Genomic DNA, 19,215 nt, shown 5'->3' with positions numbered 1-19,215 from the left:
CGACGACGTCACGGTGCTGAAACGGTTCCATACGTGCGGCACCCGCAGCCCGCATAGTAAGCTGACCGATCAGGGCATCCAGCAGATTCGGGCGTTAGCGGCGCAAGGCTACAGTAACCAAGCGCTAGCGGTCCAGTTCGGCGTGAGCCGCCCCACCATCTCGTATGTGGTGCGCGGCAAAACGTGGCGCACGGTGTAAGTGGTAGAAAAACAGCAAGCCCCTCACGCGAGGGGCTTTTGCATGCTATAAAGTCCTGGACCACTACCTGATGGAAGAGCTTTCTACTATCTTCCAGCGTGCCTTGGTCCTGTCACTGGCTTCGAGTAGCACCGGGTGGGGACGTATTTTCGGCTATACTGGGCTTATGGAACTTCAAACAGCACGCTTATCCTTACAGGAAGTAACCTTAGCCGATGTAGCCGCTATCCACCAGTTGCACTCTCTGCCGGAAACCGACGAGTTCAATACCTTGGGTATTCCCGATCGTCTCGAGACCACCCAGCGGCTGGTAGGCGAGTGGGTTGCCCACCAGAATGCGACGCCTCGCACATCATACACGTTTGTGATGCGGCTGCGAACCACCCAGGCGTTTGGCGGCCTGATGGCGCTCAACTTGGGGAAAGTCAACTTTAGAAGTGCCGAGGTCTGGTACAAGATCCATCCCACCCACTGGCGGCAAGGGTACACCACCGAAGCCTTGACTGCGTTGCTGGACTTTGGGTTTAGCACTTTGTCGCTCCACCGCATTGAAGCGGGCTGTGCCGTGGAGAATAGCGCCTCCATCCGAGTACTGGAAAAAGTGGGAATGCAGCGGGAAGGGCGTAAACGGCAGATATTACCCATTCGCGGGGAGTGGGTGGATAATTACTTCTATGCGATCTTGGAAACTGACCGCAAATAAGAATAGTAGCATGCAGCTTGCTCACCTACCTGCTCTTTTATAATAATCTGCGCCGCGCACTGCGTGGCTCATTGTCGTTTCTCCTGCAGGTGGGAGTGGGTCAGGGCAGGAGATGCTTGCTTTTATAACGTCGTGCACTTAACGTAGAAGTAGCTGATTCCCCCACTGCCGTTGCTGAAGGCGCTTACCTCTTGCAGGTTCTTCACCGAACGCCAACGGATCACATTGTCTCGGCTCTGAAACGAGGGGGTTGTAGCCGGTAATCCTAGGGCTTGAATAGCCTCATCGGTAAGGGGTTCGGCAATACCGTTGATTGTGATCCAGTCGGCTTTATGCTGAATAAAGACAATATCGAAGCGCCCTTGTTGGTAGGTGTGCCGCCCACAGGGGACACGCCCACAAGGGGCGGTGCGAACGGCTTCGGCGCGTGCCTGATCAGGCTTGCCCAAGAGTTGCTGTACTTGCTGCGGGCTCTTGCCAGCGAGCTGCGTGACGTCATACACCAAGGCAGGCTTGGGGAAGGGAGACTCTGTGGAGGTCGCCGTCGCTTCCGAATGAGTGGAAGAAGGCTCACAGGCGCTTACTAGCGTCAGCAACAAAAGGGCAGGTAGGCGTGTATACATCGTCGTCAAGCACCTGGGTTAATTCAGCACAGCTAGGTGCAGAGTAGGATAGCAAAAAGCTGGCCCGTATGGCTGGGCTTTTCTTATCTTTCGTTATGACCCCAGCCAAGACGTTAGCCGAGTATATCCTGCAAGAAGAGACTCGCAGCAAGCAAGTAGAAGTAGGTGCACGTCGCAGCCACGATTATGACTTAACTCGCGACTTAGAGATCATTGCCGAGGACTTTCAGCAAACCGCTTTCGGGAAGGTAGTCGTAGCTGAGGGACTGACGGTAGAAGCACTGTATACTTCACCGGGAAGGAGCAGAAGGCTGGAGTGGACTGGTCTTGACCTTACAGAAAACAGCCTCCTTACCCTAGTGGCCAGTTCACTTGATCAGCCCATAACATAGCGGCTTGATAAACCAGGTGAAATACCGGTTCTTTCAGGTACAAGTAGCCGGCAATGCTGCTCGGAAAGAGGGTTGCGGCGCGACTTTTCATCAGACCATACTCCTGACGGGCCGCGGGGTTAGCACGCAGATAATCGCGAAACAGCAGAGCATAGCGGGTATTGAACCGGCCGGCTTCCCGCACGTGCAGGTGCACGCGCCGCTCACCCGCCGGCTCACGCAGGTAGCACTTGCGTAGGTCCAGCGCGTGGGGTGGCAAGCCGTGAAAGATATCGTATTCGAACCCGGGGCGCAGTCGAAATCCGGCCTGGGCTAAGGGCTCCAAGAGGGCTGGTGCATACTCTAGGTTAGTGACGGTGAGTTGGACATCCAGTACGTCCTTGGCTACCAGACCCGGTACGGCCGTGGAGCCAATATGATCAATACTTACGAGGTCGGCTCCTACGAGCACTTGGATCCGCTGGGCCAACGTAGCAAACTCATCGGCCCAGGTGGCTTGGTAGGGCACCAGCACCACAGGTCGGGAGGATCCAAAAATGGGCAGGTTGGCCATGGTAGTGATCGGGCTTGCGCATAAGATAGCAAAAAGCCCGGCCGTATAGCTGGGCTTCATCTGTGAGCAGAACACTGTATCAAAAAAGAAAAAGCCCACTCCTACGAATGGGCTTTGATTTGTCAAGTAAAGCTACTTCTAAGCATGGTTGAAGCGGAGCCGTTTCCCTTTCTGCTTAGGATGTGACGCTTTCTTATGGAATACCTTGCTTTCCTCTTGTTTAGCTTCTTCATCCCAGGAGTCAAACAGGGCAGTGATGTGTTTGGATGATTCCTTTTCAGAAACCAACCTGTCGTGGGCAGGTATCTTATTCATAGTTTCTGCGGTTCAGTGTACAAGGATAAGAGTTTAACGACTTTGAGAGGCAGTTCGTGCGCCTGCTTTTCAAAATAAGATCGGTTAGCTCTATTTTGTTTATAGTTATGTTGGAGTTTACGCAACTCACTATTCCAAAGATTTCTCAGCTTTATTGAGTCCCATCCCGCTGGTGGGCGAATTAACCGATGAACTTTCTTGCCTGCTACAGCTCGAAGTTCAGCCAGATTGTAGTCACAAGCAAAGTACAGGTCTTGTTCACTGAAATAACTGCCTCTCGGATGGTTATGGGTCAAGATACCATCTTCCATCTGGACTAATTCACCATGTACAAAATTTATTCCGCTTGTTGTGCCAGTTCTGCTCACAAGGAGATTTCCTTCCTGGTCAAAAAGCACCCCAATTTCTACTGGTGATTGAACGATTTGGCGTTCTATGCTTCGTAGTAACTCGTCACCTGAAAGCGATGCATCAACCAGTAATTGATCAAGGGTAAAAGCCTTTTCTACTCCTGGTTCAAAACCATTAACTTCTTCTCGTAAGGAATGACGGCGAAGAAAGGTCTTAATGCGCGTGAGAAGTGAACGAAGCAAAGAGGATGGGCGCTATAAAGATGACGATCGCGATAAATAAGCTTGTTACGAATGTAAGGGCAAGTGCGATAGATCCCGAATATATTCTGTAGTTGATCAGCCTTCAGCTAGCTAATAGCTCTTGGTAACTGGTATAGAGTTAGACAGCTGCTAGGAAGAACAATCTTACTAGCTAGTAAACGTGGAAGAATGGGATAAGCCAGATGAGACCTGGCGACTATGGGCAATAGACCGAGCTGATTACCTGCGGAAGTTCGCGCACGAAGGGCGATTCCACGCCGGCGTACACGAGAACGTGGTGAAAGACTTTCGAATCGCCGTGCATATTATGGCACAGGTATAGTACTACTACCTGATGGCATGAGGAAGCACTGCGTGAGCTGTTAGGTAGGGCTGAGATGACTAGTTTCTGAAATCATCACCAGCATAGAGCGAGAAGAATGCAAGACTTTTGTTATCTCCTTTTTACTCTATCTCGCATGAATGTTCAGCAAGCATCTGTTCTCATTACCGGAGGCAGCGAAGGCATTGGTTTGGGACTGGCAGTGCGCTTTCTGCAAGCCGGTAGCCAAGTCCTCATCACAGGCCGCGACGCCGATAAACTAATGCGAGCAGCAGCAGCTTGGCCCGGGCTACAAACCTTGGTTAATGATCTAAGTAAGCCAGCGCAGCGCGAGGACTTGGCGCGTCATATCCAGCGAACGATGCCTTCGCTGAACGTTGTCGTAAACAATGCGGGCATTCAACGCCGGGTGGGGCTGGCGCAGGACCAAGCCCCGTGGGCTGAGCGGCAACAAGAAGTGGATCTATTACTGGCGGCTCCTGTTCACCTCAACCACCTGCTGGTTCCGCTGCTGCTGACGCAGCCCCAAGCTAGTCTGGTCGTGAATGTGACCTCGGGTGGCGCGTATATTCCGCAGGTCTTTGCGCCCCTCTATAGCGCCTGCAAAGCAGCCGTGCACAGCTACACGCTAACGCTGCGGCAGGCGCTGACCGGGACGGCGTGTCGTGTAGTCGAGTTAATTCCGCCGGCGGTGCGCACGGCCCTGGCAGGCCCTGGTGCCACACACGGGGTACCCGTGAATGAGTTCTGTGACGCCGTGTTCCCTCAACTACTCCAGGAAGAAGTTACGGAAATAGGCTATGGGCCAACGGCCGCTGTAGTGCCACAGCTCGGGGACCAGCCGGTGAATGCGTTATTCCAAGCCAGTACTGTCCGATTTCCGACTGCTACCTACGCAAACCGGACCAATGAGCCTCCACGTCGTATGACCCCTCCTGCTGCCTCAACGGATTAGGTCCTGGTTGTCGGTAATGAACTACTGAACCAGGCACCTGAGAAGGTTCGAAAGTCGATAAGTCTTTTAGTAAGATGCAGAAAGCCCCTTGTACTGGAGGGGCTTTCTGGTTTCGATGGCTTACTGATCCGTGTCGGTAATCTCTAGGCGTCCTTGCTCGTCATAGCGGATGACGAGCAGAGAAGTTGTAGAAGCAAGAAAGCCACTTCCTATGGGGAGGTGGCTTTTTGCTTAAGGTCTGTGTGGCGCTGATCATTGAGATTGCGCGTTCAAGCGTTTCTCCAATATCTGTATCCGTTGTTCTAGTACAGCTGAGCCAAATGGCAAGGGAGGAAGAGGGTTTCATGTGCAATAAATCAAGGCGCCGTTAAGCCACGACTGGACGAACAAAGGCCAAGCAACGAACCCTCCCCATGGAGTGGCACCTGGGCAGCGTGCGCCGTATGCCGCGAGTGGTGACGCTGACAGGGAGGCTTTCCTCGGTCTGCTCGGCTGTAGGTGGCTACTTAGTGCTTGGGGGCTGCTGCGGGAGCTGGTGCTGAGGTGGCGTGCTGGGTTTGGAGCCGTTGCTGCTCCGCCTCTTTTTTGAGGGTGTTTAACTGCAAACTCGCCCCAACTATTCCAATCAGCAGGGACGGTACGATGATGCCCAGTACAAACGGGAAAAGGCCTCGTATCAGGCGCCCCGCCAAGCTCAGGCCCGTATGCGCCAGCATAGCGCTGTAGGCCCAGGTGGCGTAGCCAAAGCTCACCAGCGACATGAGAGCCCCCACTTTGGTAATATAGCTAGTGCCGGAATACAAGTAGGAAACGGGTAGCGAGAACAGCGTTAGCGCGTTGCAAACCGCCGTGATAAAGGCGGCAATGACAAGGCATTCCGCGTAGTTGTAGCCCCCGCGGCGCAGAAACAACCGCGCAACGGCGGCGATGACCGGTACCAGCCCCACGTACACCCAGCTCATGTATTTGGCTACGAAGGCAACACTGGACTTTTGGGCCTGCCAGACGGCCTCGGGGATGGCCGGGTCACGGGGGGGCAGCATGTCGATGTGCAAGACCGCGGAAATAAAGGCGTAGCTGCCGGTTACCAGCAGCAAGAGCGACAAGGGCGGAAAGTGGTACTTGCGTTGCCCGGCCAGATAGCTGCGAATGGTGGAGCCGGGACGGATCAGAATGTTCCAGATCGAGTAGAGAATACCTTTATCGACATGCCAGATGCTGTGCGGAATCTCATGGAGCATATGCCCCATCGTGAGGCGGTGCGTGTGGTGGGCATCCTGGCCGCAGTGGCCACAGAACCGGTCGGGGACCAGCGTGCTACAGTTCAGGCAGGCCGCTGGCACGTGATGGACGGCGGGGCCCAAGGCGGCCTCATGCACCGAGCGGGCCAGTTGGGAGTCCAGAACAATGGACGGGGTAGTGGTTGAATGCATAGAAGAGGAGGAAGAATCTAGTTGAATAAAAGCTATTTGCAGCAAAATAGTAAATAAAACCTCGTCGCTGACTAGTGACAATTAGTTCTTACGCAAGACGTAAGCGCCCTTACTAGGGACAATCTGTATAGAGTATAGCGCCACACACCATGGATCTTTAAAGACCGGCGACGGAAACACAAGATTTCGTTCATTTGAAACCAAAAAGCCCCTCCTGATAAGAGGGGCTTTTCTTAGGTAATACACTGTAGGGTTTAATCCGATGTTGTCTCTACTGCAACTAGTCTTTCCCGGTACGCTCAGAACTGGGATGTGGGCTATTACGCAGATAGTACTTCATCCAGCAAGGCAAGGGTCGTGGCAATACCTTCTTGGAAGCCTCCTGCCAGGAACAGGTTGAGGGTGGACTCCTCTTCGAAGGTAAGCACCATCTCGATCTTAGTTCTATTTCCCTCCAGAGCGGAGAAGGTCGTATCCCGGTAAGATTTCGGCCCCTCCAGAACCGGGTTACCCGCCTCATCACAAAACCTGCCGATGGAGGAAATGGCGCGGCCTTGTTCAATAGCCGTAAACTGCGCATAGACCCAGTGGGCCTTTCCTTCTGGACTAACCATGGCATACAGCCAGATACCCCCGACGGTGAAATCCATCACTTTCGTGACGGCCGTCCAGTGTTTCAGCACGATCCACTTTTCGAGCAAAGCCGGCTCGGTCCAGGCGCGCCATACTTTCTCCACTGGCGCATTAAACTCGCGTGCGACGTGAATCTGCTTAGCGCCCCGGTCGGTTTCGAACACAAAGTTGGTTGTCATGATGGGTTAGTTTACAAGTCATTGAGTAAGGAATCTAATTGGTCAAAGCGCGTCTGCCACAACGAGCGAAAAGATTCCAACCATTGGTCGATCTCTTTCAGCTTAGCACTGTTGATCTGGTAATAGATCTCTCGCCCGCGTTGGTCCTGTGCCAAAGCGCCGCATTCGGTTAAGATCTGCAGGTGTTTGGATACGGCTTGCCGGCTACTGCCAAAATGCCCGGCAATGGCATTGGGCGTTAGGGCGCCAACGGTCAGTAGCGTGAGGATCGCCCGGCGGGTTGGATCGGCGATGGCCTGGTAAATATCACGTCTCATATCAATGCGCAATCGTTTGGTTGCAAATGTATACGCAACTGATCGATTGCGCAAATGTTGAGTTGCATTATACGTGTGGACGGCCGTATCCAACGCGCCCATGGGGCTCTGAACGCCCACAACAGGGGTTTGATGCAGCGATCACTAATCGCTTGCCCAGGCAGCTACTCGTCACAACGGAGCGAAAGCATCCGCCAAGATCTGTTGGAATGAGTACCCTGACGACGGTTGGCGGCGTGCCTTGGGCAACACCTAGTGCCGCTGAAGCAAGTACCCGTGTCGAACGATAAAGGGTATACCAACCTTTCCTTGAGCGTAGGTTGAAAACCGGAAAGCCACTTCCTATCGGAAGATGGCTTTTTTACTAGGAGCTAAGCAGCTGGTTATTGGACTTGGGCATTTAAGCGTTTTTCAAGAGTCTGTATGCGTTGTTCTAGTGCTTTTACTTTGGCGTCGGTAGCATTACTATCCGCTCGTTGAACTAGGAAGAAGAGGAGGGAGACGAGGATGACAACGACAGCCGCGATTCCGCTGACCTTGGCCCACTTGAGGGATCCTTTGGCACTGGTGGCGGCGTCTTGGGTACTATAGGCGCTGATGCGTTCTAGTTCTCGTTGGCGGAGCCATTGCTTATTGATAAGAAGAGTAGTTAGCTTCCGTATAAGTAGGCAGAAGGGCATGTAACAAACTGATGGTGTATATATGCTGAAGCTAATTAAATTAGTAAATGAAGTAAAGCTATTAATTATGCTGAATATCAGTATATTATAAGTAATAAAGCTAATTTTAATGGAAATATTTTCCTGGTTATCTGTTACATTTTATAACATATTTCATAAATATCAGTAAATTCGTAACAGAAAAGAACGTATAAATCACGCTATTTGAACGCGTCAAGAATGGAAATGCAAGCGCAGGGATCAAGCTTAGGGAATAATATAAAGGCGTTTAGAACGAATATGGAGTTGAGCCAGCAACAACTGGCAGATTTTCTGGGAGTTAAGCGGGAAATGGTTTCATATTTTGAGAACGGCACGCGTAAGCCTTCTATCCTGTTACTGGAAAAGCTTGCTAACCTCTTCGGTATTAACCTTGCTGATCTTCTGTCAAATAATCCACAAGAGCAGCAGTTGGCTGCTGCATTTGCTTTTCGTGCGTCAGGCGAATTAGGTGCCCCACAACTAGAACAAGTGGCAGACTTTCGGCGCATTGTGACCAATTATCTGAAAATGCAAGAGTTACTGAAACGTGAGCAAGAGTAGAGAACTAGATGCCCAAGTAATTGAGGCCAAAGCCAGTCGCTTTCGAGCGGCTCATCAGTTAGGTCAGACGCGAAGCATTGATTTTGAGGTGCTGTTACGCCGCCTGAACGTCCTAACTGTGTTTCGGCCTTTAGATTCTGCTTTTTCCGGTATGGCGCTAAAGAGCGGCGAAAACCGGTTTATTTTAGTTAATTCCGATCATAGTAAGGGAAAGCAAAATTTCACCATTGCCCATGAACTCTATCACCTGTTCATTCAGGAGCGCTTTGAATCGCAAGTCTGTAACACAGGCCGGTTCAATCAGCAAACTGATGCAGAGGAGCGCAATGCCGATTGGTTCGCCGCGTACTTGTTGATGCCCTACGATAGCATCTTAGCTCGAATTCCAGAGGAAGAGTACGAACCTCATCCGCATTTGTCTTTGCCTACCATTGTGAAGCTAGAGCAGTACCTGCAGTGCTCGCGTGCAGCCCTTCTAGTACGCCTCAAAGCCATGAAGTTGATTACGGTAACAGAGGAAGAGGAATTCAAGCAACAAGTAGCAGAATCGGCTCAACGGTTAGGGTACTCCGCTGACTTGTATCGGGCTACTCCGAATCGTACCCCTATTGGGGACTATGCAGAACTAGCGTATCGTCTGTATGACCGCGAGTTGATTTCTGAAACGAATTATGCTGGGTTGTTACTGGATTTAGGACTGCCCTTGAATGCCCTGCATTCCGCTTCCCCCGAGTAGATCACCCAGCCCCTCACATTCATGTCGTCATCAGACACACCGGTACCCAAAGTTCTACTAGACGCAGATGTCTTAAGCCACTTTATCACCGGGGAGCGACCAGGCATACTAGCTGATGTATTCGGCGGAAGATTAGCCCTGCTAGATGTAGTCGAGCAGGAGCTTTCACGGGTTTGGCGCTTCGGGCAACCACTGGAGATGTTCTGTCAAGTCTGCCAGATACAACGCCTCGCGTTGCCAGAAGAAGATGACGATGTACTGCATGAATACGCCTCTTTACGCAGTCAGGGCTTAGGAGCTGGGGAGAGTGCCTGCATGGCATTAGCTCGGCACCATGCACACTTTATTGCCAGCAGTAATTTGAAGGACATCAAAAGTTACTGCCAAACGCACCAGATCACTTACTACACTACGATGGATGTGTTGCATTTGGCTGTGAAAGGAGGACATATGAAGGAGCCAGAGTGTGATGTCTTTATTGGCAAAGTACTCGCAGCAAAAAGTAAGCTGCCCTATACAACTTACCGTCAATGGCGAAAAGCGACGGGGTTGTAGATCTAAACATTTCTAAACTTTTAGATTATGGCACGCACAATCTATTATGTGGTTTACCACAACAATCAATGGAAAATTAAACTTGGTGAGCAGCACTATGGGCCCTATACAACACAGGCACTAGCCATTCGGAGTGCCATCGATGCCGCTCATCAGTCTGGGCCAGCGCACAATGCTCAAGTACTCGTACAGGGGACTAACAATCAGTTTCGCACGGAATACACTTACGGAGCAGATCCCTATCCACCACGTGGTTAATAGATAGCAACCTCACAAATACATAAGCTGTTATCAGGCGAATGGAAGATGAGTATCTAAAGGGGTTAGATAAAGACGTCGAGCGTTTGATGGAGCTACATAAATTATCCAATCAAGAATTTGACAAACAGGTTGTCTACCTAGCAGGTGGAGGGTTAGCCTTGACCCTCACCTTTGTAAAAGACATTTCCTCAGTCACAGCTAGACAGTGGTTACCCGTACTTCTGTTTGCTTGGGTCATGTTTGCTATCACACTCATTTTGAATCTGCTCTCACATAAAGCCTCCTATCGCAACTTCGGCTTAATGCTAGAGCGACTTCAGTACTACAAGGATAGCTACCTTAAAAAGGAGCCTGTTGACCAAAACAAGGTCGATTCTTACAGCAAGCGCGTTAATAGGAAAGCCACTTGGCTTCAGTATTTAAACATGGCTTGCGTGATCTGCTCATTAATCGGGGTCTTCTCTTTTATCGCATTTGCTTCGTTAAACTTCATCTTTCCTACTATGCCCAACGAATCGACTCCATACTCGACTAAGCCCGGTCCCGGCGCAGACCAAGTTAGAGGATTGGAAGCCACTGGAAACTTTATCACGCCGCCGTTGCCGCCTACGCCGGCTGCACCGCCTCAAGCTCCGCAAACGCAAGCCAAGCCAAGCAAATAAGCTCGTGAGGAAGCCAGGAAATTCTCGCCCTCAAAGGGGGAAAGTACATGGTGGCCTAGTGCCGCCGCCCTCTATGCTCAATCCACCGCCGCCTCCTATCCCTGATCCAGGCAGCGCCCCAGCTACGCCTACGACAGCGCAAGCACCTACTGAACCTAAGTAATAGATCCTGCAGATACCTTTTAACTGCTAACGTTACTTAACGATATGACTAATCGGAATCTGAAAATTCTATTGCCTGACTCGTATAAATACCATATCAGTAAATTATACGAAGGCTACCATAGTGGTTATCCCATGGTAAGAGCGGATATAGACTTGCTTATATCCGCCATTCAAAAGGTAAGTAGCGGACTAGCTAACCGTAATATCACGGCCGTTGAGATTACTTGGACGCTAGAGGATATGAACCATGTGCTCACTCGTCTGTCTGAGTGGGAGATAGCGAAAACGCTAGAGGGCAATAGAGACGCTAAAGTCTTTATCGATGCCTTGAAGCAATATTTCAGCGATCTACAGCTTGCGCTGGATGAGCAGGAACAGTAAGGAAGTTCGAACAGGATAATAAGCCAAAACCCTAGAGGTTTTGAAGCACCCTTTTGACTCATCTATATCCTAGCTCAGATTATAACTCTGCGACCTCAATCCCCCACAACATGCCTATTCCAAAACAGGAAGATTACGAAGTGCAGTTGCAGCAGCTATTCCGGAGCAACTACTGGGATACATCCTTTCAAAACTGCGATCCTGAATCAATAAAAAACAGTGAGATACCGGGCATACTGGCCACGCACCCCTACAAGGGGCATAGCTTTGTTTACTTAAAGAATTTTCCCGACAGGGTACTGAACGATTTAAGTCTGATGCCCACGTTCCTGTATGATACTTGGGTAGAGGCAAGTAAAGAGTTGTACCACTTCATAGGTAGCAAGATCTTAGAAAAGATCAAGGTGGACGCCTATAGTTATCTTACCAAGCACGGCAACCAGCCAAACACCGTTGCGCTAGGTTATCATCCAGGCAGATTCAATACCTATCAAGCCTTACTAGATTACTTGGCTACTCAGACAACTGTTTCCCCCGGCTTTAAGCACCTGCACACTGCCTCGGGAACTCTACTAATTCAAAAAGCAACTAATCCAGAATTGGTGGCCGTTTATAGAATCCCCGAACAAACAGAAAGCTAGATCTGGGACTGAGCAACAAAAAGCCCCTCAGTATTGAGGGGCTTTTTGTCTTGCATTGGAGTAGCTACTCACGCTCTATTTCAATTATCTGACCATCTGGTATTCCTGTCAAATCTGTTAGACTTATACTAGATAGCTTCACGCTTTTGTATCCTGGCCTTTGTATGTGTAAGAAGTACTCACCCCAGGGTTTATGAACTTGGTACTTACCATCACGCGCAGTTACCATCTTCTCAGCTTCTGGGGGTGGTGGTTCTGGGCGGCCCAAATATCTTCGATGATATGCCTCCACTATAACCACCGCGCCTACTACTGGTCGTTTGGTTAAAGCGTCCACAATAGTTCCTGTTAGATAAGCCTCGCTGAATAAACCTATTTTATATGGCTTGCTGTGGGATGGAGGAGCAATAGGCAACCGGTCAATTGGTCTTTGTAGATGAACACTGGTATCACGAATGAACGCGTTGATCTTACTATTCTCTTCAGCAATGAGGCCTACATCGATAAGAAATTGTAGGTTAGCACGACTCTGTTTATAGTCTTTAAAATCAATTGACTGCTGAATAAGATTAGATTGAAATTGCTCACGCTCTAGCTCCCTTTGCTCTTTTGCATTGTAGTAGGATACCCATATACCACCTGCCGTAGCAAATACGGCTGCCAAAATTGTTGCTCTACCAACTTTCATACTTTACAACTTGCCTGTTGGCGTGACTAATCCGGTAATCTGAACATTGCTGACGCACAATTAACTCGGTAAATGACGAATGGTATGTCTATCTGCCTGTTGCTCTGTACGAGCATTACGATTTATACTCAGGATTCAAGCTGCCAATCCACGCAGCAATCTTTACGCTCAGCGCTTTCTCTAACTCTTGTGCGTCGGAGTACAAGATGTGCTGGAAAGGACGCAAATCGAAGTGAGCATTTGCTTCAAAATCTTTGCGCTCACTGATATAGATAACCGGTCGACCTAGACCGAGTGCATAGCCTGCTTCGAAGTACACACCCGTCCGTTGCATGGTAAAGTCCGCAATACAGAACTTTGAGCGCTTAATGCCGGCTAGGATTTCATCGATTACTGGGGTGTCGCTGGTGACGACAAAGTCACTGTTGACAATGATGGGCTGGTAGCCATGATACTCCACTACACGGGCAATGGTGTCACGGTACTCCTCCATTTGCGAGGCGAAGGAGAGTGCAATGAAGCAGTAGTTCGAACTTGGGCCAGCACTTTCCAACTCAATCACGTACGCCAGACCGCGGTAGGTGAGTTCGACAACAAGACTCCCATCTGTATCGGGTCCACCCTGTTGTTTTAGAAAGCCGTTCGTAACCAACGTTTGCTGGTAGAAGTAGGCTTCGTTTTTACTCTTAAAGTACAGCCGTTTATACTCCGTCAGGTAGTGGAATTTGACGCTAGCACCATCTTCTGTTTGCTTTTTGGCAAGAAAAAGAATGAGGTTGTCTAGCTTCTCTTTCGGCGTGCGTGGGATGGGAGCAGTGGCTAGTTTCTTTTGTAGGAGTTCCAAGCTGATGACTTCTAGGCTACCAATGAGTGGATAGCTGTTTTGCCATAAGCCTTGAATCAGGGTCTTGATCTTCTGGTACTCCTTATCCTCTTGGTGATGATGAAGAAAGTCCCACTCAATGAAGAATACTTCGTCTCGGTTAGATAGTGGGGTGGCGAGTTGTATTGCAACGGTCGTGTCTGTTAAGCCATCCCGAGGTTTGATATTACTGACTACCGAACGCGGGTCAATCGGCTTATCCGTGAATGGATTTAAAAGTGTTGTTTCCATAAAATAAATAGAATGTATTTACAAGGGTAAAAGCCCCTCTTAACGAAAGGCTTTTACTCACATGTTATGAGGTACTAGTTAGGTATTTGGGGTAAGCTAAGCAGGTTATCTCGACGAGTAACATCCGGCTGCGTCTTGATGTACTCTCGACCAGAAGCTGCTCGTTGGTGGGTAACCGCTACTTGGAAGCCACCGACTAGCACGTGGAATTGATAGCCTTTATCAATCCAGTTAATAACTTCTTCCACGGTGTAATCTGTGACACGCACAGGGGGTGTGGAGATGTACACACGGACATGGGTAATGTGCTCTTCCGTGCTGTTAACATTGGGTTTGCGGATGTGGGTGATCCGGTTTGGCATTGGCTTTTCGCAGTCGGGTATGTGAATCGGCTGCGTGTAGTCAAGGCCATACTTTATGCCTTACAGATTTGATTATAACGTAATATGCTGATAATCAAAAGAAAATAATTTTAATAGTATTGTGCTAAGCCTAATAGCAAGTTAAATATTTCCATTTTGGCAAGCCATAATTACCATGATGGTAATTCTTGTAAGTGCTCCTATCTAGTAGATTGCTTTTAGCCAATGTGGTGCAGGATGCTATTCAAGAACTATCAAAGGATAAACATTCCGGAACTATATCTCTAAGGTAGTATCAAACAAGAAAGCCCCTGATTCAGGGGCTTTCTTGTTTATTTGAGCGCTATTCATGGATGATTTACAACAATCTATTTAGTATCTCCCAGCCAACTAAAGTTATATATAAAATAATTGTTATGCATACAAACAAACTTATCACAATCCAGTGTACAGTCGAGATTTTAACGTCGTAATTCCTAGTTATAAGCCATAGTAGAATAATAAAGATTCCTAAGCTATAAGCAAATGATATGGAGAACATCATTGCTTGAGCTATGCTAGTTACCTTAGAAAAAAGCTGCACTTCGGAAACAGAAAATAGAACTATAGCAGCAAAAATGCCAAGTATTTCTATTTGTTTTCTGTCTTTTTCTACAACTTCACTAGTTAAAAGAGTTTTTATTCTTTCAATTTCTGTTCTCTCTTGCTTAACCGTTTTGTATAGTGCAATTTGAGTTTTTATTCTGTTATAATCCCTGTCCAATTTAGATAATTGTGTATCAATGTCTCTATAGTTAATAGGTAGAACAAAAGAAGAAGAAAGAAATATTGCTTGATCTTCGCCATCAACCTTCGTGGTTTTAATGCACTCATTAAAGGGAAGCTGAAAAGCTGTGTAGTTCCTATCATTACACCATTTAAATGTTTGATAACATTGGTTTATGATATTTCTGTAATCATGAATTATTGCTTCTATTTCTTCTAATTTTTCATACTTAGTTATAGCAAGAGAAGAAAAATATTTCTCTATAGTATCATTAAAGTACTCTGATGTTTTAAAAAAAGGAAAGTAATTTTTAATACTAGTAGTATTTTGTAAGTCAACTATTTCATTTAATATTTCCCTAACAGTAGCTAAACTTTCTTTATTGTCTATTGAGCTAGATAGTAGGTTGTTGTATATATAATTCTTGTTAATATTGAAAGCTTTTGTGTCGAATTTTGCTGTCAAAGTATTGCCTTTTTCAATATCAAAAAAGCTATTTTTTATTCCTTTAACCTCGTCTTTGCTATGATTGATGTCTTTAGAGAATTTTATTAAAGTATGGTATTCCTCTACATTAATATTTTCCTTGTGAGAGAGTTTTTGTTTAATAGACCTGCCTTTTTTTGCTATCACAGGGTTGATCCACGATTGCTGTGCATTAGCTTGGTCACTATAATGTGATTCAGTAACTTCAAGAAAAGGTTTGAAATGTACTATTCTGCTTTTGACTGTTTCGATATCTATCTCATTATCTTTATTGTTATAGAGGTATACGTAGCTATTTTCATCCTTAGACAAACGAAATAATATTTTATACAACAAATAATTACACTTGTCTAGTACTATTGATGTATATTTAGTTTGCGCCAGATTAGTTGAGGATAGCTCTTCGTTGATTTGAGATAATTCCTCAAGCTGTTCTGTCTTTACTGCTAAGAAATGATCAAAGAAAGCAAGTTTTATATTCTGGATAAATAAACTATAACTAGATAATCCAAAAGCGAATATATTATTGCTTCCTAGCTTATTGAAGTAAGAATACTCGGATAAATAACTTTTGCCACTATCAGTAGAATTAGCTCTTGTATGCAATACACTTAATGCGTTATTAGCCTCTTCTAGTATTTCTCTAACTGAGTTTATGCTATGCTCTATTTCATGTGGACAGCCGAAGATGTATGAGTATAGGCTTTCTATAGATTGCTTGACTTCCTTGAGAGGGATTGCATAATTAGATTCTATATATCTTCCGCTTATAACAAATCTATTATAATAGTTTATAATTTCTTCAGATAACTGAGATATTAATGCAAGAGTATAATCTGTGTTATCTAGATTCTTTCTGATTGTATCTATAGCTTGAATAATCTCATCTTGAAAGATTTGATCAACCTCCGACATTATATATTCTTACAAGTGATAGAATTTTCTTTCCTTCTCAATTACTTCTACCGGAATTTTCATGCTGTATTTACCTAAAGTACGAGCAATACCATAAACCGACTTCCAAGAATGCCACTCATGGCTTAAGTCAACTAACTCATTAGCTGTATACTTGATGAGGTCGTTGTTCTGTTTTCGCAAATACCCAACAGCAGATTGTATAACACGTTTATCGTCTTCACTTGCTTCAAGTTTCATCGAGTTAGCAAACGAGTAATCAAGTATACCTCTGTTAACAATTTCGTTGTAAATATCACTTTCTACGTGACCATATGGCATTGCGTAGAAATTGTTAAAAACAGCTAATAGGTTACTAGGTCCATTGCTTTGATCCGCAGCAGATACAAAAAAGAGCAGCTTGATTAACTTAAGCTTAGTAAGTGAGTTACGTTGCTCAACAGAGTTCACCTCATCGCTCCAAGCGATAAGCTGTGTAACCAAGTACGAGAACATATTCCACTTCTTCATGGCGTTGATAAGCTAAGCAGTTGGCAATGTGACTATTTGAAAGATGCGTGGCATCCTTGTTATAGGATACGCAAGTACGCAAATCTGGTGCTAAAAACAATAGCACTTATTAGTTTTTTATACATTATAAATACATATAAGTTATTTATAGTCAATGATTTGTGGATAAAATATATATTTCATGTAATATTAGTTATAAATACAGTGATACTTGTAAACCAAGAGTGTTATTCGTTTATTACTCATGCTGTCTATGATACATCACGTACGTCGCAGTATCAGTAACTACTAGCCCTTTGCTGAACTCCTCGACTACTTCTTATAGCCGGATTTTGGGTCTTTCAAAGAATTCCTCCACTCGCCAGATGGCTTTGATCTGCTGCCGTTGTACTGATAGAAAGCCTGCAGTGGTATTCTGGGCATAGAGCGTGAGAAGACCGCGTGTAGGCAATTCGTTCTCGCGTACGGCTTTAATGGTAACCGTATCCTTATAGGCCACGACGCACACTTGATTGTAGACCTGCTCCCACTCGCTTTCGGGGACTGGCCAGGCGATGACCTTATCACCAGCGTGGAGGAGGGGTTCCATGTTGTCTTCTCCTGCTTCGATGACAATAGCATCTATGTAGTTAGCTACCTCCTCTTTCGTGTTTACATATAGTTGTACAGAGTCTAGATCACCAATGTGAGCTAAAGATGTTTCGTGCTCAAGGAGAGAAGCGCGGAGATGGGAGGCGGCAAACGGTAGCTCCACCGCCACCATATTGGGCGAAAAGTCTGCATTACGGATATGATTAGGCTGAGAAGTGACGTCAGTCAACCTAATCTTGAACTCGTCAATTGATAAGTCAAATTCCTTTGCTAGTAGAGTAAGCACTTGGTCAGACGGCTGTGCCTTTCCCTTCTCATATGCAGAGATAGAAGCCTTTGTCACACTTACTTTATCTCCCAACTGCTGTTGAGTCAGGGAAGCTTGTGTGCGTAGCTTCTTAATCAATACACCGATATCACTTGCTTTTGACATTATCGCGTTTGTTCAAGCAAGTCATTTGACTTTAAAATAAATCAAATGACTTGCTTGACTTTTACTTCTAGAGTTTACTACATTTGATTCGTCAATCAAAGACAATCAAAGTCGATACAAAGTAAAGTCTCTACATGAAAAGTCAAGCAACAATCGAAGCACCTGCTCAGAAAAAACTGGCTGATCTGTTGCCCCGTGGTACGATGCAGCGCATTGCCAATCAGCTCGGGATCAAAAAGCAAGCAGTGAGCGCCGCTATCAAAAAGAGCAAGCCAGGTCATCCGGCTGTTGTTGAAGCCATGCGCATTGCGCGTGAAGTTGGGGCGTTAGAGACCGCCAAAGATTTAGCAAGCCTTAACGCCTAGATCAGTGACAAGCTGAACTAATTGTTTTTAAAACAAAGGGGCTACTCGCGCCAACGAGTAACCCCTTTTTAACCGAGTTCTCACCCAGTTAACTATTCACTCCAAAAGTAATGGAAAAATCGATTGCTCCGGCAAGCGCGCCAACGCTTGCCCCGACCTTTCGCGTCCAAACGCTCGCCGTTCATCTCGGCCTCGCTCTCCTCCGGGTGCACCTTTCCGAGCTCCTCCGTGATGCCGTCTTTGCCGAAGACGAACGCCTGCGAGCCAACGATGCCATCTACCAGATGGAAGACACAAAGCGCCTGCAAGTCTGGCAGCGTAATGTCGGGCGCGTCCTTTCTGAGCGCCAACTCGCCCACGCCATTGCCCAGCGCGAGCAACGCGGCCGCACTAGTGACTACGCCGCCGAATTAGTGGCGGCTTGCGAAGAACAGGCTTTCACGGCCGAAACCGGCCTTTCGTACGCGGAGCTGCTCCGCCTCTAACCTTCCCTACCTTATGACCACTACCACGCACTCGGTGGCCTCCGTGGAGGCTGCCTCGGCAGAGCCTACGCTGGACTTTGCCACCGAACAAATTCGCAACGGGTTCCTCGCGGGTGTCACCTTGCGCACCATGGTCAATCCCGATACTCCCTGTGAGATCCTGGTGCCCATCAGACTCGCTACCCGTATCGGGCAACTCTTGCTGGACCACGTGGAGCAAACCCAGCGTCAGCAGGAACGGGAACAAAGTCGAGTGGCCAAGGAGCCACAACCGTCCGCAGTAGCTCCGATTGATTATCGCCCGGCGCGGCGCACCGAGAAGAAGACACCTACTGGGGCCATTCGTTTTGAGTTCACCCTGGATACCCGTGAGACCCTGCATGACTGGCTGCATCCCTTACGCGGGGCTTTCTACCTGCGAGGCGTCCGCCAGGAACTTGCTATGGCTATCTACTTGCCCAAAGGCTACTGGTCCACCCAGGAGCAACGAGCGCGCAAACCCGCCGACCGCGAGAAGCGTCAATTGGCTTTTACTGAGGAGCGCATTCAGCGTGTCAACGCTCACCTGGCCACGCTCAAAAGCCGGGTGCAAGTGGCCT

27 protein-coding genes are annotated in these 19,215 nt (G+C 47.5%); 14 read left to right on the top strand and 13 right to left on the bottom strand.

Going from position 1 to position 19,215, the window contains the following annotated elements:
• Together BXP70_RS27125 and BXP70_RS27120 are read left to right on the top strand one after the other, a co-directional pair.
• Positions 1–199 (top strand): helix-turn-helix domain-containing protein (locus tag BXP70_RS27125; RefSeq protein ID WP_143436727.1); only part of this gene is annotated, 199 nt, incomplete at its 5' end.
• 70 nt (positions 200–269) lie between these two features.
• The gene (locus BXP70_RS27120) at positions 270–902 is read left to right on the top strand and encodes a GNAT family N-acetyltransferase (protein WP_245849765.1); all 633 of its coding nucleotides are present in this window, start codon (positions 270–272) and stop codon (positions 900–902) included.
• Between the two features lie 122 nt (positions 903–1,024).
• On the opposite strand, the gene BXP70_RS27115 is transcribed toward BXP70_RS27120, so the two are convergent.
• A complete protein-coding gene (locus BXP70_RS27115; RefSeq protein WP_086597263.1) occupies positions 1,025–1,525 on the bottom strand; it encodes a hypothetical protein in 501 nt (166 codons plus the stop codon).
• Between the two features lie 95 nt (positions 1,526–1,620).
• On the opposite strand from BXP70_RS27115, the gene BXP70_RS27110 reads away from it, so the two are divergent.
• On the top strand, positions 1,621–1,917 hold the full coding sequence (locus BXP70_RS27110) for a hypothetical protein (protein ID WP_143436726.1): 297 nt from the start codon (positions 1,621–1,623) through the stop codon (positions 1,915–1,917).
• Here the strand turns inward: BXP70_RS27110 and BXP70_RS27105 are convergent.
• The 3 genes from BXP70_RS27105 to BXP70_RS29740 form a co-directional block, all read right to left on the bottom strand.
• On the bottom strand, positions 1,877–2,470 hold the full coding sequence (locus BXP70_RS27105; protein WP_179197872.1) for a GrpB family protein: 594 nt from the start codon (positions 2,468–2,470) through the stop codon (positions 1,877–1,879). The genes BXP70_RS27110 and BXP70_RS27105 overlap by 41 nt on opposite strands.
• Positions 2,471–2,608: 138 nt before the next feature.
• Positions 2,609–2,785, bottom strand: a complete 177-nt coding sequence (locus BXP70_RS30100; RefSeq protein WP_179197871.1) for a hypothetical protein — start codon at positions 2,783–2,785, stop codon at positions 2,609–2,611.
• A complete protein-coding gene (locus BXP70_RS29740) occupies positions 2,782–3,378 on the bottom strand; it encodes a hypothetical protein (RefSeq protein ID WP_143436724.1) in 597 nt (198 codons plus the stop codon). Before BXP70_RS29740 ends, BXP70_RS30100 begins: the two co-directional genes overlap by 4 nt.
• Before the next feature lie 479 nt (positions 3,379–3,857).
• Between BXP70_RS29740 and BXP70_RS27095 the strand changes: the two genes are divergently transcribed.
• Positions 3,858–4,676 (top strand): SDR family NAD(P)-dependent oxidoreductase, encoded by an 819-nt coding sequence (locus tag BXP70_RS27095; protein ID WP_086597259.1) that lies wholly within the window; start codon positions 3,858–3,860, stop codon positions 4,674–4,676.
• A 506-nt stretch (positions 4,677–5,182) separates the two neighbouring features.
• On the opposite strand, the gene BXP70_RS27090 is transcribed toward BXP70_RS27095, so the two are convergent.
• The 3 genes from BXP70_RS27090 to BXP70_RS27080 all read right to left on the bottom strand — a co-directional run bounded on the left by BXP70_RS27090 (position 5,183) and on the right by BXP70_RS27080 (position 7,238).
• Positions 5,183–6,109, bottom strand: a complete 927-nt coding sequence (locus BXP70_RS27090; protein ID WP_086597258.1) for a DUF3667 domain-containing protein — start codon at positions 6,107–6,109, stop codon at positions 5,183–5,185.
• Positions 6,110–6,429: 320 nt separating this feature from the next.
• Positions 6,430–6,921 (bottom strand): SRPBCC family protein, encoded by a 492-nt coding sequence (locus tag BXP70_RS27085; RefSeq protein ID WP_086597257.1) that lies wholly within the window; start codon positions 6,919–6,921, stop codon positions 6,430–6,432.
• A gap of 11 nt (positions 6,922–6,932) precedes the next feature.
• Positions 6,933–7,238, bottom strand: a complete 306-nt coding sequence (locus BXP70_RS27080) for an ArsR/SmtB family transcription factor (RefSeq protein WP_086597256.1) — start codon at positions 7,236–7,238, stop codon at positions 6,933–6,935.
• Positions 7,239–8,137: 899 nt separating this feature from the next.
• Here BXP70_RS27080 and BXP70_RS27070 point away from each other — a divergent pair.
• The 7 genes from BXP70_RS27070 (at position 8,138) to BXP70_RS27040 (ending at position 11,901) form a co-directional block, all read left to right on the top strand.
• Positions 8,138–8,500, top strand: coding sequence for a helix-turn-helix domain-containing protein (locus tag BXP70_RS27070; protein ID WP_086597254.1), 363 nt, complete (start codon positions 8,138–8,140; stop codon positions 8,498–8,500).
• Complete coding sequence (locus BXP70_RS27065; protein ID WP_086597253.1) at positions 8,487–9,236, top strand: ImmA/IrrE family metallo-endopeptidase; 750 nt, start codon at positions 8,487–8,489, stop codon at positions 9,234–9,236. Before BXP70_RS27070 ends, BXP70_RS27065 begins: the two co-directional genes overlap by 14 nt.
• Before the next feature lie 21 nt (positions 9,237–9,257).
• Entirely contained in the window at positions 9,258–9,791 is a 534-nt protein-coding gene (locus BXP70_RS27060) for a hypothetical protein (RefSeq protein ID WP_086597252.1), read from the top strand.
• A 27-nt stretch (positions 9,792–9,818) separates the two neighbouring features.
• The gene (locus tag BXP70_RS31155) at positions 9,819–10,049 is read left to right on the top strand and encodes a DUF2188 domain-containing protein (protein WP_086597251.1); all 231 of its coding nucleotides are present in this window, start codon (positions 9,819–9,821) and stop codon (positions 10,047–10,049) included.
• 41 nt (positions 10,050–10,090) lie between these two features.
• Positions 10,091–10,714 carry a hypothetical protein gene (locus BXP70_RS27050; RefSeq protein WP_086597250.1) on the top strand — a complete coding sequence of 208 codons (624 nt, stop codon included), beginning with the start codon at positions 10,091–10,093 and terminating at the stop codon, positions 10,712–10,714.
• A gap of 207 nt (positions 10,715–10,921) precedes the next feature.
• The gene (locus tag BXP70_RS27045; protein ID WP_086597249.1) at positions 10,922–11,260 is read left to right on the top strand and encodes a hypothetical protein; all 339 of its coding nucleotides are present in this window, start codon (positions 10,922–10,924) and stop codon (positions 11,258–11,260) included.
• Between the two features lie 110 nt (positions 11,261–11,370).
• On the top strand, positions 11,371–11,901 hold the full coding sequence (locus tag BXP70_RS27040; RefSeq protein ID WP_086597248.1) for a hypothetical protein: 531 nt from the start codon (positions 11,371–11,373) through the stop codon (positions 11,899–11,901).
• A 64-nt stretch (positions 11,902–11,965) separates the two neighbouring features.
• Here the strand turns inward: BXP70_RS27040 and BXP70_RS27035 are convergent, their stop codons facing one another.
• From BXP70_RS27035 to BXP70_RS27010, 6 genes are all read right to left on the bottom strand, one after another.
• On the bottom strand, positions 11,966–12,589 hold the full coding sequence (locus BXP70_RS27035) for a carboxypeptidase-like regulatory domain-containing protein (protein ID WP_086597247.1): 624 nt from the start codon (positions 12,587–12,589) through the stop codon (positions 11,966–11,968).
• A 115-nt stretch (positions 12,590–12,704) separates the two neighbouring features.
• Complete coding sequence (locus BXP70_RS27030) at positions 12,705–13,703, bottom strand: hypothetical protein (RefSeq protein WP_086597246.1); 999 nt, start codon at positions 13,701–13,703, stop codon at positions 12,705–12,707.
• 74 nt (positions 13,704–13,777) lie between these two features.
• Positions 13,778–14,065, bottom strand: a complete 288-nt coding sequence (locus BXP70_RS27025) for a DUF3892 domain-containing protein (RefSeq protein WP_086597245.1) — start codon at positions 14,063–14,065, stop codon at positions 13,778–13,780.
• Between the two features lie 358 nt (positions 14,066–14,423).
• Positions 14,424–16,232: a DUF4149 domain-containing protein gene (locus BXP70_RS27020; RefSeq protein ID WP_086597244.1), complete on the bottom strand. Its 1,809-nt coding sequence runs from the start codon at positions 16,230–16,232 to the stop codon at positions 14,424–14,426.
• A 9-nt stretch (positions 16,233–16,241) separates the two neighbouring features.
• Positions 16,242–16,742 carry a Panacea domain-containing protein gene (locus BXP70_RS27015; RefSeq protein WP_086597243.1) on the bottom strand — a complete coding sequence of 167 codons (501 nt, stop codon included), beginning with the start codon at positions 16,740–16,742 and terminating at the stop codon, positions 16,242–16,244.
• Positions 16,743–17,061: 319 nt separating this feature from the next.
• Positions 17,062–17,766 carry a helix-turn-helix domain-containing protein gene (locus BXP70_RS27010; protein WP_086597242.1) on the bottom strand — a complete coding sequence of 235 codons (705 nt, stop codon included), beginning with the start codon at positions 17,764–17,766 and terminating at the stop codon, positions 17,062–17,064.
• 134 nt (positions 17,767–17,900) lie between these two features.
• On the opposite strand from BXP70_RS27010, the gene BXP70_RS27005 reads away from it, so the two are divergent.
• The 3 genes from BXP70_RS27005 to BXP70_RS26995 all read left to right on the top strand — a co-directional run.
• A complete protein-coding gene (locus tag BXP70_RS27005; RefSeq protein WP_086597241.1) occupies positions 17,901–18,131 on the top strand; it encodes a hypothetical protein in 231 nt (76 codons plus the stop codon).
• Positions 18,132–18,241: 110 nt separating this feature from the next.
• Complete coding sequence (locus BXP70_RS27000; protein WP_086597240.1) at positions 18,242–18,616, top strand: hypothetical protein; 375 nt, start codon at positions 18,242–18,244, stop codon at positions 18,614–18,616.
• Between the two features lie 13 nt (positions 18,617–18,629).
• The coding region (locus BXP70_RS26995) for a hypothetical protein (protein ID WP_143436723.1) at positions 18,630–19,215 on the top strand (586 nt) is incomplete at its 3' end.

Source organism: Hymenobacter crusticola (assembly GCF_002154225.1).
Taxonomy (GTDB): domain Bacteria; phylum Bacteroidota; class Bacteroidia; order Cytophagales; family Hymenobacteraceae; genus Hymenobacter; species Hymenobacter crusticola.
Note: the sequence above shows the minus strand (reverse complement) of the source record. Positions and strands in the feature narration are given on the sequence as shown.